Origin of the sequence: Klebsiella sp. 10-1 (assembly GCF_009758445.1) — a bacterium.
In the GTDB taxonomy this organism is placed as follows: domain Bacteria; phylum Pseudomonadota; class Gammaproteobacteria; order Enterobacterales; family Enterobacteriaceae; genus Klebsiella; species Klebsiella scottii.
Map to the genome: position 1 here is coordinate 895753 of NZ_WQRE01000001.1, position 26320 is coordinate 922072.

Here is a 26320-nt window from a genome sequence, read left to right on the forward strand (position 1 = left end):
CAAAATGTGTGGTGTTTGCGGTCTGCTTGACAACGGGCCGCAGTGGAGCGATCCGCTGCGGCAGGATATTCCCCGGCGCCAGCTGCGTTTGCAGCAGCTGGCGCTGCTCAACCGGACTCTGAAGCCCTGGCGCCTCACGCTGACGGAGTTTCACGGCAGCTGGCTGCTGGCCAGCCCAACGGGGCAGCAGGTGCTGGTGCACTCGCTTGACGTATTGTGGAAAGAGGCCGAAAAAATGCTCCACCGCGCGGTCGACCCGCTGGATGAGGGCTGGCTGGCCGCGCTGGACGCGACGGGGAGGGATGATGTCTTACGATGAAAAATTACCCCTACATGTATTGAGCGGGTTCCTTGGCAGCGGCAAAACGACGCTGCTTAAAGGCTGGCTGGCTCAGCAGAATCTCAACGATGTCGCCTTGCTGGTCAACGAGTTTGGCGAGGTCGGTATCGACCATCATCTGCTGAATGAAGTTGCGCCGGATACGGTGCTGCTGCCGAGCGGCTGCGTATGCTGCCAGATTCGCGGCGAGCTAAAGGCTGCCCTGTTGGATCTCTATGAACGCCGGACCCGCGGCCTTATCCCGGCATTTCATCATGTGGTGCTTGAGACCACCGGGCTGGCCGATCCGGCCCCCATTCTTTCCACGCTGCTTCACGATCGGCAGCTGCAGAACCATTTTGTGCAGGGAACGCTGGTTACGCTCGTTGATGCGGAACATGCTCGTCATCAGGCGGATAGCCAGCCCGAGTGGCTGGCGCAGGTTAGCGCGGCGGATAAATTGCTGGTGAGCAAAAGCGATCGCGTCCCGACGGAAGAGGCGGCCGCCCTGCGGCAGTGGCTGCGGCAGCTGAATCCGCTGGCGGAGTTGGGGGATACCCGGCAGGCGCTGGATGCGCCAGCGTGGTTATTCCGCAGCGAAGTCGTTCGCGGCTCCCCCGAGCAGCGCGTTCGCTGGCTGGGCGCTTGCGCGGAGAAGACATTTACGCTGATGCCAACCCCCTACAGCGAGGCGCATCCGGCGACGCAGACCTGCGTAATTTCGCTTGAACGGTCGTTAAACTGGCCGGCATTTGCTATCTGGCTATCAATGCTATTACATTGCCATGGGAGCGCAGTCCTGCGGGTGAAGGGGATTTTGCGCGTCAGCGACAGCGACTCGCCAGTGGTGATCCACGGTGTGCAGCATACGCTGCATCCGCCGGTGCATTTACGTGACTGGCCGGGAGCGCTGGAAAGTTCAACGCTGGTCTTTATTTTGCGGGGGCTTGAGGCCAGCTGTTTACAACAGGCCTTCAGCCGCTATATGCATGTATTACAGGAGTCCTGAAGGGATGAATTCAGCCGCGATAATGCGCCCCCCGCTGACGCTTCGGGTGCTTGGTACATCGGTGACGTTGCTGGAGATGCTGCGCATACGCGCGGAGCAAGAGCTGGGGATTAACATCGAATACCTGCTGCACAGCGTTGAGGACGCGCAGCGTATCGCAGTCATGCAGCCGGAAAGTTACGATCTGTACGATCAGTGGTTTCATAATATCGATTTTGTCTGGCCAGCCCGCGCTATTCAACCTCTTGAAATTAAACGGTTGAAATACTGGGATGAGGTCAACGAGCTGGCTAAATTGGGCACCTTAACCGGTGAGCTTGCCGACGGCAGCGTCCCGTCCCAGCGCTTGTACGTCCAGCGCGATCTCCATTTGAGCAGCCAACCGAGCGATCGCATTAGCATGCTGCCGCTGACGCATAACGCCGATAGCTTTGCCTATCATGTCGACCGTCTTCCTGATGCGCTGCGCGGCGAGGAGGAGAGTTGGGGATGGCTGCTGCATCCTGCTCTCACCGGGGCGGTTGCGCTGCAGGAGGATGCGGCAATGGGGGGCATTGATGCGGCCCTGGCTATGCAGGGGGCCGGGATGGCGCGGTTTTCGGATATCGGCAATCTGTCGCTGGAAGAGATCGATGTTCTGACGGAGGAGCTGACACAGCTCAATCGCCAGGGGCACTTTGCGGCGTTCTGGTCGACTCAGGAGCAGGCTTGCGACTTAATCGATAACCGGCACGTGGAGGTCCAGAGCCTGTGGGCTCCTATCTATTTCCGTCGCCACTTTCACCAGCGGGGCTATAAAATGGCGCACCCGAGAGAAGGGTATCGCGCATGGTACGGCGGGATGTCGTTATCACGCTGCGTGACCGGGAGCATAAAAGATGCGGCATACGAATACCTCAACTGGTGGCAGTCCGGCTGGCCCGGCGCGGTAATGGCCCGGCAGGGATATTACATCTCCAATCCACAGCGAAGTCGCGCCCATCTCTCACTGGCTGAATGGGATTTTTGGTATGGGGGAAAACCTGCCGCTGAGCTGCTATTTGATGCGCATGGCGCGCCGCTGATCCCTGTGGGCGAGATCCGTGACGGCGGAAGTTACGCGCAACGTATGGGACATATTGCGGTGTGGAATTCGGTTATGGATGAACATAATTATCTGACGAGACGCTGGCAGGAGGCCATGTTAAAGAACTAACCCTATTCTAAGGGAGTAGATTCTCATCAATCCTTTTCTTTAATTGGTTCACTGCGTACTACGGTGGAAACCGTTAAACAACGATCTCATCATTCAGGGGGAGAGCCGGAAGGGAAAACGTTACCCTGAGGCAGGCCGAAGCATTGTGACACCGGCCATGCGCCGTGGGGCTTTCCTGACGCGCTGAGTGAGTGTTAAAGATGGCTTTTGGGGGAAAATCTTCGACGTAGAATTCATCTGTTGCTTTGTTGTGAGATAGCTCAAAAATCCATAACGAAACCGGCCTGAATTTCCGCATACCGTGTCACGATAGATATTCATACGCTTGATGAATATTGATTGTTTAGGGAGCGGCATATGAATTCACTCGCGCAGCGAACGCAGGTCATCGAAAACTGGTATCGGGAATCCGATGATTTTTCGACGCTGGTTAACTATCGGGTTCTCAGGGCGGGGCATATCCGGACTAACGCCAATTTTCATATTCAGCGCCAGTCCGTTGTCGGGCATGAGCTTATATATTGTCTCAAAGGGCGAGGCGTTGTTCGCCTGGAAAATAATCTTCATCATGTGCAGGAGGGGAATCTCGCCTGGCTGCCGGTAAGATGGCCGCATGAACACTATCCTGATAGCGCCGAGCCTTGGGAAATATTATGGCTGAGAATAGATAGTTCAAAATTAAATAGCATCATGCATATTCTCAATGTTCTCCAGGCGCCCGTTTTTACCTTTCAACAGCCGGAGAAGGTCACCGAAATTTATTATCAACTCTTCGGCTTAATGAAAAGCCATACGCTGGTTTCGGACGCGCACTGTGATGCGCTGTGCGCCAAACTTATTTTTACTTTGCTGGAAAACCGCAGTCAGGAAACGGAGAAATCTCCGGTGATTACCCATCGGGGACTGGGGCATCTTATTTATCAGATCCACAGCCACTATAATGACGAGTGGGATATTGGCAAATTTATGCAGTATTGCCAGGTCAGCAAGTCGCAGTTATTTCGCCTGTTTCAGGAAACCTTCAATCAGAGCCCGTTAAAATGGCTAAAAAACTATCGCCTGTCCCAGGCCCGGCGCTTACTGGTGGAAACGGATGACACCATTGGCAAAATTGCCGGGCAGGTGGGCTATAACGATCCGCTGCATTTTTCGCGTGATTTTCATCGTGCGGTTGGGGTTTCGCCCAGCGAGTTTCGCCGCCAGGAGAGACAGCTGTCGGACGGATCGGCAGAATAAACCAGCAGGTGTTCGGCTTTGCCAGAAAGCCGAACACCTTCGATCAGAAGAAGGTTTCCATCTGAATACCAAACGACCACTCTCCACCGGAGGTGAAGCCTTTCTGGCCCAGCGTATCGTTCGGACTGTAGTTATCCAGCGCCTTATCCCAGTTCATCCAGGTGGCAAAAACGCGCAGCTCCGGGCGGGTGAAGAACGGCGAAATATCATCCGGGCGGAAGGTTGGGGCAAAGGTGAGTTTATAGAAGTTGCCGTGTACCTTCTGGTACTGCTGATAGCCGTTGGGGTCGAGATCCATATACTGCCACGTGGCCTCATAGCCTAAAGCGAAGTTTTGCGTAATGTTTTGCATCAGGCGGCCGTTGAGGGTTATCCAGCGGTAGTCGTCGCCCTTGACGTAGCGATCGCGGCTAGATTGCGCAAGGACCGAGGGGGCAAAATCCCAGTCGGGGGCCAGATTGACCATCCCATAGCTAGCAAAACGCAGGGTACTGGCATCGGAGAGTAGCGCCGGGTCGGTGCCGATATTTTTCACCTCCGCGCCCAGACCTTGTCCCCATGACAGCACGCTGCGCGTTTCCCCCTGCGTCAGTCCATAGAAGCTATCGCCCTGATAGCCGAGCAGGACGGTGTAGCCTTTATTGGCGGCGTTAAAGACTTTATAGCCGCTAAGCGTTTCCCGTTGCTCATTGTCCTTTGCCTGCATGCCGCTGACAAACAGCTGTACCGGGCCAAAATAGTTGTTGGCGGTAAGGATATAGTTCTGCACATCATTATTGACTACGTCGACATCGCCGAAGCTGCGCCCGATAAAAGAGAAGTTGCTGCGGGTATTCTCCGACCAGCGAACGTCATAAATGCCGCCTCCGGTACCGTTGAGCGCCACGAATTTGGAGTCGAGCCACGGAATTTCAAAGTTATCGCGATCGACGCGCTTGCCGGCCCACAGCGTGGTGTCCTTAAGCGGCCCGCTAAAGCTGGGCAGAGAGGCGATTTCGGCAAACGCCTGACTGACGTTTAAGGTGCTGGAATCAGCGGTCCAGTCGTTATAGCTTTTTTGCTGGTCGGCGATCATGGTCATAAAGCGGGTGGTCGCGCCATTATCCAGGCGCTGTTTTTTCTCCAGATAGACTTCGACATAGGTGTCCGGCTCGTTCCCCAAACGGCCAATTGCGCCGCCAGTTTGCCCGGCCGGGGTCATAAACGGTCCTCCCTGTGAATGGCGGGCGTTGTGGTTGGTCATCATCCCGGAGCGCGCATAGCCGTGGAGTTCAAAATAGCCATTATCATCAGGAGTGATTTTTTCAATTTTTTGCGTACGGGTTTCAAGATCTTCGACCTTTTGTTGTGCCTGGTGCGAACCCGCTTCCGTTTGTTTTAGCTGGGTTGCTAATTGTGCATTTTTTTGCTCTGCCACCGCGGCGCGATTTTCCGCCTGCTGTAGCCGTAATTCCAGCTGATTCAGGCGTTGTTCGATACTGACATTCTGTGCGGAAAATGCGTAAGGGATGGCCATGATATTTATCAGGCAGAAACCTGGTAGGGTCATAGAGGTTATTTTCATCTTATTCTCATTAGGTCACTATCATAAATAAAAGTGCAGGGAACCCTGCGCCAGTAAAATAACGCAGAGGGGGTATTTATTTTTTCTATTAATCGAGGTGGTAAACTTCTTCCATTTCAGCCCACAACGAGCCTTCCGGTTCGCCGTCGAGAGGCATCTGGCATGGCCCGGTCTCCTGCCACCATGCCTGGGTTTTTAAATGCGCGGCCATTTTCTTTTGGTCAGCTTCGTAATCGTCGCCGTCATACTCCAGATAGCTGAACAATAATCCATTTTTATAGTAAATAGAGAAGTTGCGTAAATGGCACTCTTTAATCATGGCATTGACTTCCGGCCAAGGGTTAGCGTGAAGCTCTTTATAATAATCGAGCTTTTCTGGACGGACTTTAACCACACAACCAAAGCGGCGAACTTTACTCATCGTTGTCATCCTTATTAATAACGTGGGCACGGTGCAGAATCTGTTTAATTTCTTCTTGCATTTCGTTTGTTAATGGCGACGCGGGAGGTAGCGCATAGACAGGAATATCCACGCCGGTCAGCCGGAGGGCATATTTCACGGCATTATAAAATGGCACATCGATAGCGTAGAGCGGCGGGATCCACGAAAGAGACTGCTGCAGGGCCACCGCTTCGCTAAGATCGTGACGATGCCAGGCGCGAAGTATTCCGCAGGCGAGCTGCGGCGCAAAGTTGGCGCTGGCTGGAATAGCGCCGTCACCTCCCAGAATCAAGGTCCCCAGTAGATATTCGTCATAGCCGGCAAACACCGCGAAATCCGGGCGTAGGGGCTTGACCGCGTGCAGGGTTTCTCTGATATGCGAGAGCGTATCGACGGTATCTTTCAGGCCCACGATATTCGGGCAGCTCAGCGCCAGGTCTTTGATAACCGACGGCGGGATCGACTGACCGGTAAGCGCCGGGAAGTTATAGAGAATGATGGGGAGCGGCAGGGCGTTAGCAATCGTTATGAAATGGCGCACCAGATTGCTTTCACTCAGAGGACTGTACCAGGGGTTAACCACCACCACGCCGTCTGCGCCAGCCTGTCGCGCATGCAGTCCGACCTCGATTGTCTGCTGAGTGCCGCAGCAGGCGATGCCGATCAAAACGGGTTTTCTCCCACCCACCTGGGTGAGACAGAATTCTGCTACATGACGCCGCTGGGCATCGGACATATGGGCAAATTCCCCCGCGCTGCCGAGGAAAAAAAGGCCATCTACCGGCGATGCCAGCAGGTGTTCAATTAATATTGCCTGGGCGGATTCATCAAATTCTCCCTGCGCATTAAATAGCGTAGGTACCGGGGGAATGACCCCGTGGAAAAGAGGCTGAGCCATTGTATTCTCCTGTGAAAATTACCGGGAATCCCGGTATCAGGCGCAGGCGAGGGCCTTCACACTCATTGCTGAGCGCGCTCTCGCCTGCATATAACGCGTTATTTATTTAACGGATTTAATCGGTAATACAAAAAACGATGAAGCAAAGACGAAAACAATAGCGGCAATAAATAGCGATGAATAATCATTATTAAACGTTGCCAGTAGCCATGCGGATAATATTGGGCTGAAAGATTGTGGTAATACGGTAGCAATTGTCAGGATCCCCATATCTTTACCGGCCTGTTTACCGCCGCCCGGCAGCACCTGAGTCATCAGCGCCATATCGATGGAGGTATAAGCGCCATAGCCCAGCCCCATAATGGCGGCATAGATATACATTCCGGTCAGCGTCGGCATAAACAGAGGAACGCATAAACCAGCGGCCATCAGCAGAGTTGAGAGGAACACAAAGATTTTTCGCCGTTGCAGTTTGTCGGAGATGATGCCGGAAACCAGACCGGAGAAAAGCAGCGTCACCAAAGTGATGACCGAGATGGTGCCGATAGCATAGTTAGAATCTTCGACGCTTAAGCCAATGAAATCTTGCAGAATATACAGCTGGTAAGTGACCACGCCCTGGTAGCCCAGATACATGGCGAAGCGGCCAAAGAATGCCCAGCCAAAATCAGGGTATTCGCGTGGGCTGACCCAGAAGTTTTTGAAGAACGACCCCCAGCGGAAGGGTTCAACCTCCATGGCTCGGGTCGAAGGTTCGCGGTTGATCAGCACAAAGGCCACGCAGCAGGCGGCGATAGCCAGTGCGAAAACCAGGTACCCCAGCTGCAGGTTCCAGGCCAGATAGCCGGCAAGAATAATCCCCACCGTGCCGCCGGCGGTGGAACCCGCGCCGACGAAGCCGGAAGCGATACCGCGGTTCTCCGGTAAGAATCGGTCAGCGACCACCGTCGCCAGCGGGCCGTTCATGCAGTTCAGCGAGACGGCAGCCATTAACCAGAACACCGCAATGCCGGCGATAGTGGTTGTCATGGAGATGCCGAAGATAGCCAGCCCGCCGATTAATGCACCGCCAACGATAAACGGCGAACGGCGTCCCCATGTCGAACGGCAGCGATCGGATAAGGCTCCGGCAATCGGCTGAGCGAAAATCGTAAACAGCAGTGCCGAAGTCATGACGATAGCCAGGTTGTTAGCTTTATTTTCCGGGTCGATTTGCGCCACGTGATTAGGGAGAAGAACCGAGATAACCCCGCAGTAGAGCGCCAGCAGAACAAAGAAATTAGTAAACAGCGAGGCCAGCAGAATATTTTTCTTACGCCCCGTCACCATAATGTTATTTGCTGGCGACGTGGTTTGCGACCGATCGTCAACCTTGCCGCCGGGTAATGAATTGATATTATCGGACATGCTTATTTCCTCATTATTATTCAGTAGGGTGAATTGAAATAAACGTCATCTGACTCAGTTTTTATTTATTTTCCCCTCCTGATTGCATCAGGTAAATACGGCGCGCGTTTTCGCCCATTACCGCGTTAATGTCCTCGGGAGATAAGTGGGCAATGGCCTCGGTCACGCAGGTTTGCCAGCGCGCGTAGCCACCCGCCAGTTCGACTACCGGCCAGTCGCCGCCGAATAAACAGCGCCGTGGGCCAAATACCGCTATTGCCTGTTGGATCCAGGGCCGCAGCTGCTCCGGCCGCCAGCTTTGCCAGTCCGCTTCTGTCGGCAAGCCAGAGATTTTGCATGCCAGATGAGGAAAGGCGGCGAGAGCGGTAAATGCGTCCAGCCAGGTCTGCCATTGGGCGTCAGCGATAGCCGGTTTTCCCATATGATCCAGCACGACCAGGGCTTCAGGCGCGCGTTGATACAGCCACGTCAATAAATCGTGAAGCGCGGTCAGTTGAGATGCCCTGACGCACATATCCAGCACAAAGCCTTCGCGGGCCGCCGCCAGTAAACCCTCGCGATAACCGGCGTGATAAAACAGATCCAGCGGCTCATTGTGCAGGGAGCGCCGGATGCCCACCACGCGCGGCAATTCACGTAAATGGCGCAGATAAGGCGCCACGGCGTTGCCCGTTTCCAGCGGCGCCCAGGCGACAATTCCGGCAAGTTTAATCGCGCTGGTTTCAGCCAGCTGGTTTATCCACGCCACCTCCTGGAGCGCCTGCTGCTCGGCGCAGTCGGCCTGAACTACGATGGCCGCTTCCGGGGACTTCGCCACTTCCGCCAGCTGAGCGGGCAAAAAGGGCCGGTTAAGCGCCGGGAGTTTCTGCAGCCAGTCGTAGCGCAGCACGCGCGGATCCCAGAGATGCAGATGGCTGTCGAAGGTGCTCATTTTTGCGCTTTCCCTCCGTTGCCCGGCAGCAGATCCCAGCCAATATTGAGTACGGGAGCCATCAGCTCATTGATTTGAGCGAGCAGTTCCGGGTCAAGCGGCTGCGTGCACCAGCGGATATTATCCAGCATATTGTCGGCGCTGGCGGTGCCGATTACCGTGGAGGCAATGCCGTTATCCGCTGCGGTGGTGAGCGCAAACTGGAGAGCAATCTGGGCAATATTCACGCCGTGGCTATCGCACAGGGTGGACACCTGGCGGCAGATAGCCTGCACATCCTGATGCGCCGGGTGCCAGTCCGGCGCGCCGCTGCGGGTCAGCAGCCCCATCGCCAGAGGCGAAGCGTTGAGTACGCCAATCCCTGCCTGATTCAGCCGCTGCGCTACCGAGCCCAGCCGCCGGTCCTGTAAGCTCCAGGTACAGTAGGCCATCACGGTATCCACTTTTTGCTCACAGGCGACGCGCTCCAGCAGGGCAAGATCGTAGCCGGTGATACCGACGTGGCGTACGACGCCGCTATCGCGTAGCTCCCGCAGCGTCGGCAGCGCCTCATCCAGCAGTTGCCCCATATCACCGTATTCAATGTCATGGCACTGAATCACATCGATATAGTCGCTGCCCAGACGGGTAAGACTTTCATCGATGCTGCGCAGGGTGGCCTCGCGGGAGAAATCCCACTGGCTGTCGCCGTAGCGCCCGACTTTCGTCGCCAGGGTATAGCTGCCGCGGGGTACGCCTTTTAGCGCGACGCCCAGGGCGGTTTCCGCTTTGGTCAGCCCGTAATAGGGGGCAACGTCGAAATAGTTCACGCCGTGGGCAAGGGCCGTCGCCACGGTTTCGTTAGCCTGCTGTTGCGATACCGGGTGATAAATGCTGCCCAGAGAGGCCGCGCCCATCGCCAGCACCGGTACCTGAATTCCCGTGCGTCCAAAAGGTACTGTTTTCATTATTCGCTCCATTATGATTAATCGTCGACGGGCGTCCGCAGGCTCAGGCGCAGCCCCGCGCGTTCGGGCCTGACGTGCGGGCCCTGAGCTATCGTCCAGTTGCCGTCGTTTTGCTGTTGCTGTAATGCGTTTTCATCAATGGCGATCCCGAGCCCCGGTTCGTTGCCCAGTACGATGCCGCCGTTTTCGATGCGCTGATCCACGCGTAATCCGTTCGGGAAGGTGAGATCCTGTATCTCGCAGCTGAGATGGTTGCTGACCGCCGCCGCCGCGTGGGCCACCGGATTGGCGTTGTAGCCGACCGGGCTGACCGGCAGGCTAAACGCCTGCGCCAGGTTGGCGACGCGCAAGAAGTGGGTGATGCCCCAGCACATGCCTGCCTGAAGGACATCCACTGCATTCTCTTTCAGCAGCGGCAGAAATTGTTCCAGGCCGGTGAGGTTCTCCCCGGTAGCCACCGCGCAGCGCACCTGCTGGCGAATGGCGGCGTGTCCGGCGGCGTCCCAGCGGCGCACGGGTTCTTCAATCCAGCTCAGATCCAGCGCTTCCTGCAAACGACTGACGTAGCGCACTGCCTGTTTCGCGCTCATCGATTCGTTAACATCAATCATCATCACCGGCGAAGGGCTGTTAGCGAGATACACTTCGCGCACCGCCAGCAGGCGCTGTAAATCCTGTTCAACGTCGAGGCCGCCCTTGAGCTTAAAGGCGCTGAATCCACGCTCGGCGAAACGCTGATGGAGCGCGGTTAACGCCTCCAGCGACAGCGGGAAATCCAGCCCCGAAGCATATCCGGGGACGAACGGGCTTCTCGCGCCGAGCAGACGCCAGAGCGGCTCCCCGGCGCATTTGGCCTTCAAATCCCACAGCGCCATATCGACGACACCGATCGCCCCAAAAACGCTGCCCGTATGGCCGCTTTTAAAGACCCAGGCCTGCATTCGGTCGTAGAGCGCCGTCACCGCACGCGGATCTTCGCCTTCGATGGCGGGGAAAATGCGCGCAATATCCGCATGTCCGCCGACGCCGATACCGCTAATGCCCTCATCGGTTTCGAGGATCAACACCGGGACTTCAGTGACGCCTGAGGTGAGGGTGCCGTTGACATCGCCAATCGGCCGCCCCCAGCGGTGCCAGGTTTTCAGCGTGCGCCAGCCGGTAATCTTCATGCGCCTGACTCCTCTGTTTGCCGCGACGTGCGTAAATCAATCACCATGCGTCCCTGGATGGTGCCGTTGTCCATCTCGTTAAAAATGGCATTGATCTCTTCCAGCCTGCGGGTCTGTACCACCGGGCGAACGCGTCCGGCCAGCGCGTGCTGAAAAGCCTCCGCCAGATCCTGGCGGGTGCCCACCAGGCTGCCGACTATCTGGATACCATCGAGTACTGTTTTGACGATATTCAGGTCCAGATCGCCCGGCGGAACGGCGACGCAAACCACTTTGCCCGCGGCGCGGACGCTATTGACGGCCTGGTGAAAGGCGGCGCGCGCCACGGCAACCACCACGGCGCAATGGGCGCCGCCATCGGTGATCTGCTGGATGCGTGCGGGAACGTCGTCCCGGCTGGGGTTGAGGGTAATTTCCGCACCGCACTCGCGGGCGAGCGCCAGCTTGTCGTCCTGCAAATCGATGGCGATAACGCGGGCGTTAAAAACGTGGCGGGCAAACTGGATCGCCATATTGCCCAAACCACCGGCACCCCAGATGGCCAGCCACTGTCCGGGACGAACATCGGAGACGCGAATGGCTTTGTAGGTGGTCACGCCAGCGCAGGTAATGCTGCTGGCAATCAGCGGGTCGAGGCCTTCGGGGACTTTTACCGCGTAGTCGGCTTTCACGATGCACTGCTCGGCCATCGCGCCATCGACGCTGTAACCGGCGTTTTTTACGCTGCGGCAAAAGGTTTCCCGACCGCTGACGCAGTATTCACATACTCCGCAGCCTGCATAGAACCAGGCGATACTGACCCGATCGCCGGGCGTCAGGCTGGTCACGTCGTCGGCGACGGCGCGAACGATGCCGATCCCTTCATGGCGCGGAACCCGACCGGGAACGGGGCCAAAATCGCCCTGCACGACGTGGAGATCGGTATGGCAGACGCCGCAGCACTCCACGTCCACCAGCGCCTCGCCGGAAGCTAAAGGACGAACCGCCATCTGACGAATCTCAACCTGGCCTGGATGACGTTCACTGACTACTGCTGCTTTCATCATTGCCTCCCGTCAGCTCAGTTCTGGTACAGCGTTGTCGGTCATGCGCTGGCGTCGCGCGACGTAAGCGGGCAGGGGCTGCACGCCTGAATCGTCGGTAAACCAGGCGAAAGGATCGGTGCTGGCGACGAGAGCGAAATTCGCCCATGGCTCGAACGATCCGGAGCGAATAACCAGCCTGGCTTTGTGCGCGATCTCGTGGCACAGCGTTTCGTGGCTGGCAGCGTAAAACGCCGCGCCAGAGCCGGTATAGATAGTTTGTACTTCGCGATACAGCTGCGGGTGGCAGTCGCGGACTTCGCTGGCAAAATGCACTTCTTCAACGAAAATCTCCGTTCGCAGCACGCGCAGGATGTCGCGGACATCGACGGTGCCGGGCCACAGTCCGAGGTCGATACGGTTCGCTCCGGCCGGGATTGGAAACCCTGCGTCGGTTACCAGCACGATATCGGTATGGCCGAGCGTCGCCAGAGCGGCGGCAAGTTCAGGGTGTAAGATTCTATCGGGTCTCATTGTTATTATTCCTCGGTCACGACGTGAGATTGCAGAAATGCGTCGACATCGGTGCGGTATTTATAAGAGGGGACGGTTTCCCAGTCAGAGCAGCACAGGGCCGCCGCGGCGTTGGCGAACAGTACCGCTTTGCTTATCGGCAGGCCCTCATCCAGCGCCACCGCGAGGGAAGCGTTAAAGCTGTCGCCCGCGCCGTTGCTGTCAACCACATCCACCTGGCAGGGCGGGATCTCCTGAGTGGTTTGCGGGCCAAAAACGGCGGACCCCGCTTCGCCCAGCGTCATCACCACATAGCGGCAGCCGGTTTCAAGCAGCATACTGGCGATTTCCCGGTTGCTGCGGGCGTCGTCCGGCGCCAGGCCCAGCGCGACGCGGGCTTCGGTTTCATTGGGCGTCAGGTAGTCAATGGCGCTCAGGTCGAGGCCGCGCAGGTCTCTGGCCGGAGCCGGGTTGAGAATGGTGATTTTATCCAGTGATTTTGCGCGTCTTAGCCCGTAGAGCGCGGTTTCCAGCGGGATTTCCAGCTGAGCCAGCGCCACGCCACAGCTCTTTATCTGATGCAGAGCGTTATCCACCAGCGCCGGGGTAAACAGTTTGTTGGCCCCCATATCAACCACAATCACGTTGCGCGCTTCTTTATCTTTAATAATCAGGCCAGCGCCGGTCGGCAACTCGTTGGTCAGCGTGAGACCGTCGATATTGATCCCTTCCTCAAGCATCAGCTCAACAAACTCATTGCCGAACGTATCTTTACCGACCACGCCGCTATAGACCACATCCGCCCCCAGGCGGGCGGCCTGCACTGCCATATCGGAACCTTTGCCGCCCCAGGTTTGACGAAAGTCATGTCCGATTAGCGTCTCACCAGCCAGCGGTATGCGTTCGGCCGTCATCACCAGGGCTTTTGCATAACTGCCGAGAATAAATACACTCATCACATACTCCTTAAATTGTGCGGGCGTAGTACCGCCGTTACCGGCGGTACTCTTCGGTTAATAGGCGTTGATGTCGCCGACCAGACCTTTCACCAGCTCAGGGCCGGAACTGGTGCCAACCAGCTCTGCGCCTGCGACGAACATCTCTTTCATCTTCTCAAGCGTGTTCACTTTACCGGATACTTTGACCCGGCAAGGGGCCTGGATATTGGCTTTGAGAAGTTGGACATCTTCTACCGTTGCCGCGCAGCCGCCTTTGCCCCAGCCGCTGGATTGTTTCACCCAGTCAATACCTGCTTCGTAGGCGTAGCGGGTGGCTTTGATTTTCATCACCTCTTCGGTGATAAAGCCAAACTCCAGCATCGCTTTGACTTTCATTCCCAGGTCATGGGCAATGTGGGTCACCTCTTTCAGCTCGTTGAAATAGAGGTCATCCATTCCGCCGAGCAAAAAGCCTGGGTTGGGCGGGAAATCAAATTCATCGGCGCCTTCTTTTGCCAGTTCTCTCACCACGGCGACTTTCATTGCTGTCGTATCGTTGGCCTGGGGGAAGTTCACGGTGGTGGCAACGCGAATACCGGTTCCTTTCAGGACGTCTTTGGCGACGGCGACCCAGCACGGCGCGATCATTGCCGCATCAAACTGATACTCCATACAGATGTTGAGATGCTGAATAAGCCCTTCGCGGGTCAGGTCCGGGTTGACGTTGGTGAACTGAATGGCCTTTGCGACCTGGCGGGGATCATTAAAATCGATCATGTACCACTACTCCTGTTGGCTGAAAAAACATAGGTTACGATGTGAATGACATGGGCTTACTGTAAGGAGCTGGCGGAAAAGGCGTGATAGGCAAGAGTCCCGGCCATATGGACAGAATTTTCAGACGGATAATTTTGTGAGGGAGTTGGCAAAATGAGCCGGCGGACAGCGCAGGAAAACGGTTGAGGAGGGCGGGTTGCAATCAGGCAAAAAAATAAGGAGTTTCAGAATGCCTGCCAGGCATTGCTCGTTGGAGCCTTATAGTCGAGGCTTATTCAATTGATATGGCTTGTTTTGTCGGCCGGGTAAGGCATGGGCCTCCACCCGGCAGAAATACGATGATAATAGATCCGGTCTCGCAAAATCTTTCTATACGATAACGCCCGGTTTTATTTTATTTTGAATTTCCCTTGCTTCCACTGTTTGATCGTATTCGCTTTTGCCGCAGCGCTCTGGATATATCCTATCCCCCACGAGCCAACGCCATACTGATAAATTTGGTTTTTATAGGCACTTTCGGCTGTCGCCTCATGGGCGTAGGGAGCCACTGTACCCTGAAATGCCATAATCCCTTCGTTTGTTCCAAAGTCAGGCCAGTCGGTGACGAACTTTTTAATATCATCAGCCCCTTTGCTGCAGGCCGCAATCAGCTCTTTATAGGGGGTTGCCGAACCCTCTTTTTTTAATGCTTTGGCATTGTAATCGCAGTTATATTCGATATAAGCGGCAACGGCTTTGTCATAATCTGTATCAGCGAGTGCTGGCTGGCTGAGGATGATTAGCGCCAGCAGGTATTTTTTTTCCATTTTGCAAACTCTCCATAATTTAAGGCAATGCGGTGAAATAATTAAAGTCAGCAAGAACGCAGACCGTCAACGGCGCCGGCGCTAAGGACCATCGTTGATTTTATGCTGGCGATGATTTTATCGATAATGGCCTGACGTGGGCCTTCGCGCCACGCCGGGCTGCGATAAAAGGCTTCTTGCGAAGTTTTTAAATGAGTTAGATCGTCATAGGCGCGAATCAAATAGTAAGCATCTTTGTCTTCGACAGAGTTACCAAAAGAGACGATATCCATTCCGGCGGCACGGTGGCAAGGCGCACTTTGCTCCAGCATAATCTGGTGAAAATCTTCTCCGGTGCCGGGTTTTAGGGTGTACAGCAAAAACTCAACCGTTTTCATCCTGAACGTTTCCTTTTGAAATCACGTTAGTGATGTAGCAATACAGCACAGCGGTACTCTTTGGACAACCACCAATGTTTTAACTTTTCTCGCCGGTCAGGTCATGAGAGCAGGTTGCAAACCTTTGCTCTTTATTGTTATGTTATAACATACCCTATAAATCATTGTGAAATATGTGGCTATTCACCTTTCTTTTTAGATGATCATTATTATCATCTGTTCCAGGGAGTAAAAGATGAAAAAAGATGGGCCGGCAATTCGCTCTGAAGAGCGGCGAAGAGCCTGCTAATGGAGGAGCGTTTGACAAATTGTGGTACGGCCGTTGAGCCGGTGCTTAGCGTCAATATTGAATCATTGCCGCGACCCGGCGGCGGGGAGCTTCTCTCCGGCATTCATTTTAATGCCGGCAGGGGAGAGTGCCTGGCGGTGATTGGGCCGAATGGCAGCGGGAAAACCTCTTTATTACGGGCGATCGATCAGGAGCTGACTTCGCGGGATAGCGACATACGGCTATTCGGCCGCTCCGTTGCGGCTTTGACCCGGCAGCAGCGGGCCCAGCAGATTGCAGTCCTCGCGCAGAATGATGCCCCGGATATGCGGCTGATTCTTGAGGATTATGTCACTCTCGGACGTATTCCTCACGCCCGGGATATGTCGCGTCGTGAACATGAAACCATCGTGACCCGAGCCATTAACGATACGGGATTGCAGAAGCTGCGCAAGCGTCCGCTATCTGCGTTATCCGGCGGGGAGCGGCAGCGGGCGGCGCTGGCGCGGTTGCTGGCCCAGTCGCCAAAACTGGTGCTGCTGGATGAGCCGACCAACCATCTTGATCCGTCGGGCCGGGTGGAACTGCTCTCGCTAGTGAAAAGCCAGGGGATCACGGTAGTCGCGGTACTGCACGATCTTTCACTGATTGAATCCTTCGCCGACCGCGTTTTGCTTTTATCGCAAGGGCGCGCCGTGGCCTGGGATGCGCCGGAGCGCGTGCTTGTTTCGAAACAGCTTTATCCCGTTTTCGGCGTGACCAGCTTTACCGTACCGCATCCTGAGACCGGGAAGGCGCTGCGGATTTTTGAGGTTCCAGGCTATGCGTAATAAATTTCTGAGGACAAAGAATAATGAATAAATGGTTTGCAGGCATGATGGCTGTTCTATCCGTTTCCGCGGCAAACGCTGCTGATTATCCCGTCACCATTGACAGCTGCGGGACGCCGGTGACGTTTACACAAGCGCCGAAAAGGGCGGTAATACACGACCTTAATATGTCTGAAATGGCTTTTGCTCTCGGGTTGCAGGACCGTATCGTTGGGTTAACCGGTATTACCGGCTGGTACAAAATGACCCCGGAATTTAAAAAGGAGATGGGTTCAATTCCCGAGCTTGCGCCTAAATATCCCTCTCTGGAAACGCTGCTGGCGGCTAATCCCGACTTCTTTTTCGCGGGCTGGAATTACGGGATGAAAGTCGGCGGAGAGGTCACGCCTTCCGTGCTCGATAAATACGGCATCAAGACATTTGTTTTGAGCGAGAGCTGCGTATTTACCGCTGACAATAAGCGCAAAGCAAGCATGGACCTGCTGTATAACGACGAGCTGACGCTGGGCAAGATTTTCGGCAAACAGCATGAGGCGCAGGCGCTGGTCGATGGCTGGAAAAAAACGCTGGATGAACTGCCTGAGCCGCCGCCAGGCGTTCAGCCATTGAAAGTGTTTGTCTATGATTCTGGCGAAGATAAGCCCTTTACCAGCGGTCGATACGCTATGCCGACCGCCATTATCGAAGCAGCGGGGGGCAAAAACGTGATGGACGGGCTGGATATCAGCTGGGGAACAACCTCCTGGGAGAGCGTCGCGACGGCAGAGCCCGACTTTATTATTCTTCTCGATTATCAGACCGGTAGCGGAGCGGATTCGCTGCGTCACTTCCTCGAAAATCATCCGTTAATGAAGCAGACTCCGGCGGTGAAGAATCAGCGTTATCTGAAGCTGCAGTACGCTGAACTGACGCCTGGTCCGGCAAATATTAAAGCGGCCGAAAAACTGGCTCATGCGATGTATCCAGCGGCCAACCAATGAGTGGTACTCAATGTCGCTACTACTGGGCAATGTGGGGCGCTGTGCCAGTATTAGCCGGATTGATGCTGCTCAGCGTTGCCAAAGGCAGCGCGCCGCTATCGCTGGAGCAGGTCCTGGGTGCCTTACTGCTTCTTGATGTGCCGGTTTCTGAGATGGTCAGCCGCATCGTCATTGATTTACGTGTGCCAAGAACGCTGCTATCGGTGCTGGCGGGAGCCGTGCTGGCTATGGTTGGCGGGCTTTTGCAGACCACCACGCGCAACGATCTGGCCGATCCTTTTTTATTCGGACTTTCCTCCGGCGCTTCGGCGGGGGCGGTACTGGTGATTACCCGATTCGGTGAGCGGCTTGGCGCGCTGACGCTGCCGGTATCGGCGTTTGTCGGCGGTATCTGCTCCGCGGTGGCGGTGATGCTGCTGTTCCATTTTAAAAAGCAGCGTGGCGCCGAACACTTAGTGATCTGCGGGCTGGCTATCTCCTTTTTATTCGGTGCGCTGACCAGCTATCTGATTTTCTCCGGCGATCAGCGGGCCGCCAGCTCGGTGCTGTTTTGGTCGCTGGGGGGCCTCGGTCTCGCGCGTTGGGATAATTTACCTTATGCCATATTTAGCCTGCTATTTCTCAGCGCTTTTATTCTGTTACGCTGGCGCTCGCTGGATGGTTTACTGGCCGGTGAGCAAACGGCGCAGTCGTTGGGCATTAACGTCAGCCGCCTGCGGATGGAGGTTTTCCTCTGCTGTGCGCTGGCAACTTCGCTGCTGGTGGCTTTAACCGGGGTGATTGGCTTTATCGGGCTGATGGTTCCGCATATGTGCCGCTACTTTTCCGGCGTTAAGCATCTGCTGCTGCTTCCTTTATGCGGTCTATGGGGGGCGGCGCTTTTGTGCGGCGGCGATATCGTCAGCAGGACGCTGTTAGCCCCGCAGGAGCTGCCGATTGGGATCATTACTGCAGGAATAGGCGGCTTGTTTATTATTATCCTGCTGGCCAGAAGCCGTTCATAAACCTATCAACGCCGGGCACCGGCCTGGCGTTTTTATCTTATCGGGTTGGTGTATTGATAAATGGATATTTTCAATTTCAATCATCAAATACCTGTCGATTCACAGCGCCTTGCCGGCATTGTCTGATTATTTACAGGCATCTGCGATGAGCGATAAATTCACGACGGATTAATCACCCCGCAGTCATGCATTAGCGTATCTTTCTTCTTGTAACCGGTTCTGCTCTTCGCTTTAAAACGCCCGGTTCTGCTCTTCGCTTTAAAACGCCCGGTTCTGCTCTTCGCTTTAAAACGCCCGGTTTTGCATCTGCGATCCTGCTGGAATAGTGAACATCAAAGTGTTGCACAACGGACATGGCTTACGTAAATTCATAGATATGAACCTTGTCCGCATACGGAAAATATCATGGATGTGACAGCACTGAAGAAAACCACGCTTACCGAGCAGATTATGGAGCAGATCGCTTTGCAGATCACCTCCGGAAAGCTCAGACCCGGCCAGCGCTTGCCGAACGAACGGGCGATGGGGGAGATGTTCAACGTCACGCGCAGCCGGGTACGTGAAGCGCTGCGCGCACTATCGCTGATCGGGCTTATTGAGATAAAACCAGGCGATGGCAGCTATGTCTGCGAAAACAAACCGCAGCTTCCTGAAGAGACGATGACCTGGATCTTCCATAAAGAGATTCACAACCTCGATGAAATCTATGCCGCGAGGAAGCTTATCGAAGAAGAGGTGTATCTCACCGCGATCGGCGTGGTGAACCATGACAATCTTATTCGTTTCCAGTCGATAATTGACCAGATGGCGGAGCTTATTGTCCAGGACGGTCAACCGGAAGCCTATCACCAGCTGCTTGATGAATACGACCTGTTGATGGGCCGTCTGTGCGGTAACCAGATTTATGACAAGTTGATGCAGACCATCGTGATGCTGCGTAAAGACTTCTCGCGCAAGCTGCTTAACGCTGATGGTGCGATGGCGCATAGCTTTAAGCTGCGGCTGAGCATTCATGAGGCCTTTATCCAGCGAGATAAGGTCCAGCTGCGTAAAAATCTGAAGTCCTTCTATCAGTCTTCGCGCAAATTTTACGATCGCATCGCGGATAATAAAGACAAATAATATGGCCAGAGTTAAATCTGCGGAGAGATCTTTCCGCCTGTTGGAGCTGATTGCCAGCCATCGCGAGGGACTGAGCTTCACCGATCTGCAAACCAGCCTCGATATCCCCAGAAGCTCCGCCCATAGCCTGATTCAGGAGTTTCTTGATAACGATTATCTGCTGTATATGCCGGATACGCGCCTGTATCACGCTGGTCTGGCGTTGATTAAAATTGCCGCTAACTGCATTGAAAGCACCGATCTGGTCCGCGATTTGCGGCTGCTGACCGCATTTCTGAGCAAACGACTGGGCAAAACCAGCCACGCGGCGATTCTGGACGGCAGGCAGGTGGTTTATCTGGCGAAAGCGCTCGCCCAGGACGATCTCTCATTAATGCGCCATATCGGTAACCATCTCCCGGCGCACTGCACCGCCGTTGGCAAAACTCTGCTGAGCCAATACAGCGATGAAGAGATTACGCAGCTTTATGGTGAGACGCCGTTGGAGAAAATGACGGTTAACTCGATTGGTACGCTGCCGGTATTACTGGCTGAACTACGCCAGGTGCGCCAGCAGGGCTACGCGCTTGAGCAACGAGAGGCCAACGAACGCGCAGCCTGTATTGCGCTGCCCATTTACTCTTCTGCTGGAAAAATGGTGGCGGCTTTTAGCGTGACCGTTCTGGCCTACGAGTGGGAGTCGCTGGCGCTTGATGATGTGCTTGCGGTGATGAAAGAGTGCCGGGTTCTGGCGCAATAGCTACGGTGACCGGGAATGTCCCGGTCATCTGCCTGTGACATCATTATCCAGGATTATCCGCGCCAAGCGGCGGTGCGCCGACGAAGCTGGTGAAGGTCTCGCCGTTGATTTTTATTGGACAGCGGGTGGTTTGCAGGGTTTTTCCGCTCTTCAACCGGACTTCCTGTAGCATCTTCAGCGACTGGAAGCCTTCGCTGGCAATTAACTGCGGCCAGTCCATCACCTGCGCACACCAGATATCTTCCGCCTCCAGAATGTTTAACCACTCCTCGCTTTTCTTATGCCGCAAGTGTTCCAGCAGGATCCGTTTGATATCATCCCGACGGTTGAACCACTCCTGCGGCTGGTTAAACTCAAGCAGTGCCGGGCATGCCAGCAGGTTCCCCAGAACGGGAATCGGCGCCATCGCCAGTGCGATAAAGCCATCGGCGGTGGGATAAATGCCGTAGGGCGCAGAAATGTAGGCGTTGGCATTATTGACCGCACTTCTGACCGGCGGCTGCTGACCATCGTTCAACCAGGTGGTTAAGACTTCAAACTGCAGGTCGAGGATGGTGTCCAGCAGGCTCACCTGGACCAGGCACCCGGCACCGCTGCTGGCCCTTTGTACCAGCCCGGCCATAAGCCCTTGAACCAGATACTCTCCGGCGAAAATATCGCAGACGGAAAGACCAAAGGGAAGCGGGGGCTGATCCTGATTGCCATTGAGCCAGCATAAGCCAGAAAGCGCCTGCACCAGTAAATCCTGACCCGGACGGGAAACCCAGGGACCGCTATCGCCGTAGCCGGAAATTTCACCGTAAACCAGACCGGGATTGATTTCATGCAGCGATGCATAGTCCAGACCGAGGCGCTTTGAGACACCTGGACGATAATTAAAGATAACCACGTCCGCCTGTTCAATTAGCGGGCGCAGGGCGTTTTTTTGCCCCTCGTCTTTGAGATTAACGGTGATGCTTTTCTTATTGCGGTTAATGGCGTGGAACAGCGAACTGTCACCATCAATTTGCAGCTCGGAAATATAGAGCTTACGGCAGATATCGCCGCCGTCCGGATTTTCAATTTTCGTTACGCTGGCCCCTAAATCGGCGAGGCGAAGCGCAGCCGATGGGCCAGAAAGAAACTGGCTGAAGTCCAGCACATTAATACCTGTTAGTGGTTTCATCAATCAGCCTCCAGTAAGTGAAAATCGGCCTGAATCTGCGCCGTATGCGTCCCTAAAGCTGGCGCGGGGCGGGAGGAGGAGGTGCGCGCACCGTTGAAGATCAGCGGCGATTTCAGCATAACGATTGTTTTACCGTCATCGAGTTGAACATCGTGAGTCATGCCCAGTGCGCGGAATCCCTCGCTTGCCGTCAGGGTTGACCAGTCGCTCACCTCAGCGCACCAGTAGCCGGCTCCCTCGAGTCGTTCCAGCCAAAAAGCGGCGGTTTCAGAGGCCAGAATCCCGGCAATCACGCGCTTGATCTCGTCCCTGCGGCTGAACCACTCGTCCGGTTCGCTGTATTCGCTGAGTGCTGAAGAACGCAAAATATCGCCCAGCTTGACCACCGAGCCCATTGCGAGCGCGATATAGCCTTTTTGGGTGGCATAAATGCCGTAAGGCGCAGCGAGATATGCATGCGCGTTATTGTCCGCGCTGCGGCAGGGCGCACGGTGTCCATCGTTAAGCCAGGTGGTCAGCACTTCAAACTGCATGCTGAGCAGTGACTCCATCAGGCTGACTTCAACCCGCCCGCCGGATCGGGTCTTACCGCGGCGGATCAGGCAGGCCAGGACACCCTGCACCAGATGCGCCCCGGCAAGCGAATCGGCAACCGATAGTGCAAATGGCGTCGGCGGTTGGTCCTTGTTGCCGTTTAGCCACGTGAGGCCCGACATGGCCTGCACCAGCAGATCCTGACCGGGCTTTTTAACCCACGGTCCCTCGGTACCGTATCCGGTGACCGAGGCATAGACCAGCCGCGGATTGAGTTGCTTGACTTCTTCATAGCCAAGGCCAATTTTGTCCATTACGCCGGGGCGGAAATTTTCGATAAGAATATCGGCCTGCGCGATCAGTCGCTTAACCTGCGCCAGCTCCCGAGAGTCCTTCAGATCGGCCGTGTAGCTCTCTTTACCGCGATTAATGGTATGAAAAAGCAGGCTGTCGTTATTGATCCACTGATTGTTAAGACTCAGGTTTCTGCTGGCGTCCCCGCCGCGGGGACGTTCCACTTTGATGACCCTGGCCCCCATATCCGCCAGGCGTAGCGCAGCGGAAGGCCCGGCCAGAAACTGGCTGAAGTCCAGTACCACTAAACCTGTTAAAGGAAGCATAATTACTCCATTAAGCTGCGTGATTTTTGATAAAGCGCGTTCAGGCTGGCGAAAACGGCGCCGCCGTTACCGCCGTTCATGACATACTCTCGCACCAGATCGCCGGCATGATCCTGAAAGCTCAAAAAGCCGCTGTAGCGTGGACGCTTAGCCGAGCGGTCGAGAGTGGGCAGGGTGTCGATGAAGAAATCCAGGCTGCGGCGATTCACTTCTTCATCAAGCCAGGCTCCGCGATGACCCGGTTGGCCGCCGTTATCGAAGAAGAGCGTTTTCTGCACCTCCGCCGAAGCGGTATAGCTGGCGTAGGCGAGGGCCGCTTCTTTATGCCGGCATTTTGCGGAAATCGCCAGCCCGGTCCCGCCGAGAATGGTCTTCAGCGGCTTGCCGTGCCAGGAGACAACATCCGTTGCCTTCAGAAGATAGCGGGCATAACCGGCGCGGGAATAGTTTGAATAGCCATAGGCGAATGGGCAGTAGCTCCAGGCATCGCGTGTTGAAAGCTGTTCATGAACGGCGATAGGGTCGTAGTCAAAAATCTCTTTTGAACAGTGGCTGGCCAGTTCGCGCAGCGCTTCAAGCGCTTCGATGCCAGTGTCGCGGCTGGCGATACTCTCCTCGTCAAACCAGGCGCCGCCGCGGGTGGCGCAGAGCATTAGAAAGTCCATCAATAAGTTGATCGGGATCCCGGCATAAATGACCTTTCCGGTGCGGGCCAGGGCGAGCAGGTCTTGCCAGGTTTTCGGCAGGGCGAATTGCCCCTGTTGCAGGTGGTCCGGCCGATAGACGGCGACAGGCGTTGCCGCATCAATGGCCAGAGCGCTCTGGAAGCCGTTGAAAAGATAGCTTTCATGAGAGCCGCCCACCGAGTTTGCTGCCTGATCGTCAAGGTACGCTTTTGGTAAATGGTCCTGCAGAGGTAAAAGGATCGCTTTCTCTGCGACAAACCCCGCCCACGGATGGTCAATAACCAGCAGATCATAAAGCCGCGCCAGTTCATCAAGATCGCCATCGGCGAACGCCTGCAATGAACGTTTCTCCCACACAATTTCGACATCCGGATTTAGCTCGCTGAACCGCTGCGCGGTGGCCATTACGGATGTAAACCCGCGGCTATGACCCCAGGTAATGCCCCTCAACGTCATCATAAGAACTCCTTTTTGCAATGAGCTTCACATAAAATTGGTACTACCGCGCTACCATTGGGGCATAGCTACTGATACTTTTGTAGTCAGATTAGGTGAAATTGTGATCGGCCTTGAAAAATAATAATTGATCTTTTTTTTCGGTTGACCATAAAAAAAACGAGGATTAGTTTTCTATTAGTTTATATTTGTGGTCATTAATTCACATATGTGAACATTGTGGTGAGAAAATCCTTGAGTACACAATCTAATTAACAGGAGAGTTCTATGTTAGCGGGATTTTTTGTCTTGATGATCGCTTGTATGTTCCAGGGAAGCTTTGGTCTCGGTATGAAAAACTATCGACCATTTTCCTGGGAAGCCTTTTGGGTGATATTTTCCATTATCGGCATATTAATCATTCCTATTGTCTGGACGTGGATTGAAGTTCCCGGATTTTTAAAGTATATCCTGATGACGCCCGCCTGGATTTTATCTATCGCTGCCGCCTGCGGTTTTCTCTGGGGCATCAGCGCCATTTGGTACGGTAAAGGTATTGATAATATCGGCATGTCTCTGACCGTCGGGATCAATACCGGTGTGGGATGTTCTCTCGGTTCATTAATTCCACTATTCATCCTTAATAAAATTCCGCCCGCTAATTCACTGATCTGGCTGCTGGCAGGAATGGCGGTGATGCTGATTGGCGTGGGGGTGATTACTAAAGCCGGTATTCTTAAAGATAAAGAGTCACAGCGGGATGAGTCGCGGGTTAAAAATGACAAATTCGTCAGCGGCCTGCTAATGGCGCTGGCCTCCGGGTTTGGTACCGCAGCGATGAACGTCGGCTATACCTACGCCAGTCGGGCCAGCGCGCTGGCGGTAGAGGATGGTATTAATCCGGTCAGTGCCAGCCTGATCGCCTACGTCATCGTTTTTGCATCCGGCGGCTTTATTTCCAATATTGGCTACGCCCTGTGGGTGTTGAGAAAAAACAATACCTTCAGCGACTTTTCCCGACCAGGTTCGTCCTTCGCATGGTTTAAAGCGTTGTTGACCGGGGGGATTTGGTTCGCCGCGCTGGGATTATATGCCAAGTCAACGGCGCTGCTGGGCGACCTCGGACCGGTCATCGGCTGGATAGCGTTCCTGTCAGGGGCGCTGATTATTTCCAACGGATGGGGGCTGAAAACGGGTGAATGGCAAGGATATGAAAAACCTAAAAAAGTTATGCTTCTGGGTAATGTGATTTTAGTTCTCTCCGTCGTTATCGTCGGATACGCCAACGGATTAGCTTAGAAAAGAGGATAAAGAAATGACAATGCAACTGAACATGCCGCAACGCAGTAAACCCGTCGTCATTATCGGCGCGGGTGGGATCGTCACCGACTCGCACTTACCTGCTTATAGTAAAGCCGGGTTTCGGGTTCTCGGTCTGTACGATCGGGATTATCAGAAAGCGCAGAGCGTGGCCAGCCAGTGGGATATCCCTCATGCCTGCCAGACTATTGATGAACTGATCGTCCTGGCGCAGTCCGAGGGCTGCGTATTTGATATCGCCGTACCAGCTTCTGAGATTCTGCCTATTTTACAAAAATTACCCTCCCACGTTGGTGCGCTTATTCAAAAACCGATGGGCGAGTCCCTTGAGCAGGCCAAAGCTATTCTTGATTGTTGTCATGAGAAAAATATCACTGCCGGTATTAATTTCCAGCTACGTCGCGCACCCTTTATGATTGCCGCGAAAAAAATGATTGATGAAGGTCTGCTGGGCGATATTCATGATGTTGAAATGCGCGTTATTTGCCAGACACCGTGGAATTTATGGAAATTTTTATTTGAGAAACAACGAATGGAGGTTAATTACCACAGCATCCATTATATTGATGCCATCCGTTTCTTCCTCGGCGATCCGCAGTCCGTTTACTGTAAAACCATGAAGCATCCTAAAATGATGGCGCTGGCGCAAACTCGCTCGTCGATCATTATGGACTACGGCGATGTTATTCGCGCCAATATTCATACTAACCACGGCCATGATTATGCGCCGGATAAGCAGGAGTGTTTCTTTAAAATAGAAGGGACCAAAGGCGCGATTAAAATTCAGATTGGGGTTATTTTGAATTATCCGCAGGGCGCTGACGATAAATTCGAATTTATCCTTGATGATGGCAAAGGGTGGCGAACCCTGCCCGTTGAAGGGACCTGGTTCCCGGATGCCTTTATTGGCCCGATGGCTGGCCTGCAGTGCAAACTCGAAGACCCGGATTATGTCTGGCTTAACGAGATCAACGATGCGTGGAAAACCATGTGCGTCGTTGAAGCCTGCTACCAGTCAAGCGCTAGCGGTGCCACTGCGGTGAAATACTGATTACTACGGGAGGTCC

At 54.7% G+C, this 26320-nt stretch carries 27 protein-coding genes; 11 read left to right on the forward strand and 16 right to left on the reverse strand.

The genetic code is table 11. The annotated features are described in order from the left end of the window. Window positions 1-4 precede the first annotated feature (4 nt). The 4 genes from GO007_RS04175 (at window position 5) to GO007_RS04190 (ending at window position 3759) form a co-directional block, all read left to right on the forward strand. Window positions 5-319: a hypothetical protein gene (locus GO007_RS04175; protein WP_095095901.1), complete on the forward strand. Its 315-nt coding sequence runs from the start codon at window positions 5-7 to the stop codon at window positions 317-319. Continuing rightward, window positions 306-1328: a CobW family GTP-binding protein gene (locus GO007_RS04180; RefSeq protein ID WP_095095904.1), complete on the forward strand. Its 1023-nt coding sequence runs from the start codon at window positions 306-308 to the stop codon at window positions 1326-1328. Before GO007_RS04175 ends, GO007_RS04180 begins: the two co-directional genes overlap by 14 nt. A gap of 4 nt (window positions 1329-1332) precedes the next feature. Beyond that, window positions 1333-2523, forward strand: a complete 1191-nt coding sequence (locus GO007_RS04185; protein WP_095095907.1) for an ABC transporter substrate-binding protein — start codon at window positions 1333-1335, stop codon at window positions 2521-2523. A gap of 357 nt (window positions 2524-2880) precedes the next feature. Beyond that, window positions 2881-3759, forward strand: coding sequence for an AraC family transcriptional regulator (locus tag GO007_RS04190; protein ID WP_095095910.1), 879 nt, complete (start codon window positions 2881-2883; stop codon window positions 3757-3759). Between the two features lie 43 nt (window positions 3760-3802). Here the strand turns inward: GO007_RS04190 and GO007_RS04195 are convergent, their stop codons facing one another. From GO007_RS04195 to GO007_RS04255, 13 genes are all read right to left on the reverse strand, one after another. After that, window positions 3803-5323: a carbohydrate porin gene (locus GO007_RS04195; protein ID WP_223261746.1), complete on the reverse strand. Its 1521-nt coding sequence runs from the start codon at window positions 5321-5323 to the stop codon at window positions 3803-3805. Window positions 5324-5411: 88 nt separating this feature from the next. After that, window positions 5412-5744, reverse strand: coding sequence for an L-rhamnose mutarotase (locus GO007_RS04200; protein ID WP_095095914.1), 333 nt, complete (start codon window positions 5742-5744; stop codon window positions 5412-5414). Continuing rightward, complete coding sequence (locus GO007_RS04205; protein ID WP_095095917.1) at window positions 5737-6663, reverse strand: dihydrodipicolinate synthase family protein; 927 nt, start codon at window positions 6661-6663, stop codon at window positions 5737-5739. Before GO007_RS04205 ends, GO007_RS04200 begins: the two co-directional genes overlap by 8 nt. Before the next feature lie 102 nt (window positions 6664-6765). Continuing rightward, a complete protein-coding gene (locus GO007_RS04210) occupies window positions 6766-8070 on the reverse strand; it encodes an MFS transporter (protein WP_198389033.1) in 1305 nt (434 codons plus the stop codon). A 61-nt stretch (window positions 8071-8131) separates the two neighbouring features. Beyond that, on the reverse strand, window positions 8132-9001 hold the full coding sequence (locus GO007_RS04215) for an amidohydrolase family protein (RefSeq protein WP_095095920.1): 870 nt from the start codon (window positions 8999-9001) through the stop codon (window positions 8132-8134). Beyond that, window positions 8998-9948, reverse strand: coding sequence for an aldo/keto reductase (locus tag GO007_RS04220; protein WP_157349071.1), 951 nt, complete (start codon window positions 9946-9948; stop codon window positions 8998-9000). The genes GO007_RS04215 and GO007_RS04220 overlap by 4 nt, the downstream gene beginning before the upstream one ends. A gap of 17 nt (window positions 9949-9965) precedes the next feature. After that, window positions 9966-11117, reverse strand: a complete 1152-nt coding sequence (locus tag GO007_RS04225; protein ID WP_095095923.1) for a mandelate racemase/muconate lactonizing enzyme family protein — start codon at window positions 11115-11117, stop codon at window positions 9966-9968. After that, entirely contained in the window at window positions 11114-12160 is a 1047-nt protein-coding gene (gene adhP, locus GO007_RS04230; protein WP_095095926.1) for an alcohol dehydrogenase AdhP, read from the reverse strand. Before adhP ends, GO007_RS04225 begins: the two co-directional genes overlap by 4 nt. A 12-nt stretch (window positions 12161-12172) precedes the next feature. After that, complete coding sequence (gene rbsD, locus GO007_RS04235; protein ID WP_095095929.1) at window positions 12173-12673, reverse strand: D-ribose pyranase; 501 nt, start codon at window positions 12671-12673, stop codon at window positions 12173-12175. 5 nt (window positions 12674-12678) lie between these two features. After that, a complete protein-coding gene (locus GO007_RS04240; RefSeq protein WP_157349072.1) occupies window positions 12679-13608 on the reverse strand; it encodes a ribokinase in 930 nt (309 codons plus the stop codon). 57 nt (window positions 13609-13665) lie between these two features. Next, window positions 13666-14367, reverse strand: a complete 702-nt coding sequence (deoC, locus tag GO007_RS04245) for a deoxyribose-phosphate aldolase (RefSeq protein WP_095095935.1) — start codon at window positions 14365-14367, stop codon at window positions 13666-13668. Window positions 14368-14756: 389 nt separating this feature from the next. Continuing rightward, window positions 14757-15173 carry a hypothetical protein gene (locus tag GO007_RS04250; protein WP_095095938.1) on the reverse strand — a complete coding sequence of 139 codons (417 nt, stop codon included), beginning with the start codon at window positions 15171-15173 and terminating at the stop codon, window positions 14757-14759. A 47-nt stretch (window positions 15174-15220) separates the two neighbouring features. After that, on the reverse strand, window positions 15221-15550 hold the full coding sequence (locus GO007_RS04255; protein ID WP_095095941.1) for an NIPSNAP family protein: 330 nt from the start codon (window positions 15548-15550) through the stop codon (window positions 15221-15223). A gap of 288 nt (window positions 15551-15838) precedes the next feature. On the opposite strand from GO007_RS04255, the gene GO007_RS04260 reads away from it, so the two are divergent. The 5 genes from GO007_RS04260 (at window position 15839) to GO007_RS29060 (ending at window position 20493) form a co-directional block, all read left to right on the forward strand. Continuing rightward, window positions 15839-16648: an ABC transporter ATP-binding protein gene (locus tag GO007_RS04260; protein ID WP_095095946.1), complete on the forward strand. Its 810-nt coding sequence runs from the start codon at window positions 15839-15841 to the stop codon at window positions 16646-16648. 23 nt (window positions 16649-16671) lie between these two features. After that, window positions 16672-17628: an ABC transporter substrate-binding protein gene (locus tag GO007_RS04265; protein WP_095095949.1), complete on the forward strand. Its 957-nt coding sequence runs from the start codon at window positions 16672-16674 to the stop codon at window positions 17626-17628. Then, entirely contained in the window at window positions 17625-18632 is a 1008-nt protein-coding gene (locus tag GO007_RS04270; RefSeq protein WP_095095954.1) for a FecCD family ABC transporter permease, read from the forward strand. The genes GO007_RS04265 and GO007_RS04270 overlap by 4 nt, the downstream gene beginning before the upstream one ends. A gap of 405 nt (window positions 18633-19037) precedes the next feature. Continuing rightward, entirely contained in the window at window positions 19038-19754 is a 717-nt protein-coding gene (locus GO007_RS04275; RefSeq protein WP_095095957.1) for a FadR/GntR family transcriptional regulator, read from the forward strand. 1 nt (window position 19755) lies between these two features. Continuing rightward, a complete protein-coding gene (locus GO007_RS29060) occupies window positions 19756-20493 on the forward strand; it encodes an IclR family transcriptional regulator (protein WP_223261747.1) in 738 nt (245 codons plus the stop codon). A gap of 43 nt (window positions 20494-20536) precedes the next feature. On the opposite strand, the gene GO007_RS04295 is transcribed toward GO007_RS29060, so the two are convergent. From GO007_RS04295 to GO007_RS04305, 3 genes are read right to left on the reverse strand one after another with little or no spacing between them, the layout of a single operon-like run. Then, window positions 20537-21658: a CaiB/BaiF CoA transferase family protein gene (locus tag GO007_RS04295; protein WP_095095963.1), complete on the reverse strand. Its 1122-nt coding sequence runs from the start codon at window positions 21656-21658 to the stop codon at window positions 20537-20539. Further along, the gene (locus GO007_RS04300) at window positions 21658-22812 is read right to left on the reverse strand and encodes a CaiB/BaiF CoA transferase family protein (protein ID WP_095095966.1); all 1155 of its coding nucleotides are present in this window, start codon (window positions 22810-22812) and stop codon (window positions 21658-21660) included. The genes GO007_RS04295 and GO007_RS04300 overlap by 1 nt, the downstream gene beginning before the upstream one ends. Before the next feature lie 2 nt (window positions 22813-22814). Further along, a complete protein-coding gene (locus tag GO007_RS04305) occupies window positions 22815-23957 on the reverse strand; it encodes an extracellular solute-binding protein (RefSeq protein WP_095095969.1) in 1143 nt (380 codons plus the stop codon). A gap of 264 nt (window positions 23958-24221) precedes the next feature. On the opposite strand from GO007_RS04305, the gene GO007_RS04310 reads away from it, so the two are divergent. Together GO007_RS04310 and GO007_RS04315 are read left to right on the forward strand one after the other, a co-directional pair. Beyond that, entirely contained in the window at window positions 24222-25232 is a 1011-nt protein-coding gene (locus GO007_RS04310; protein ID WP_095095971.1) for an L-rhamnose/proton symporter RhaT, read from the forward strand. 16 nt (window positions 25233-25248) lie between these two features. Then, window positions 25249-26304: a Gfo/Idh/MocA family protein gene (locus tag GO007_RS04315; RefSeq protein WP_198389034.1), complete on the forward strand. Its 1056-nt coding sequence runs from the start codon at window positions 25249-25251 to the stop codon at window positions 26302-26304. Window positions 26305-26320: the final 16 nt, after the last annotated feature.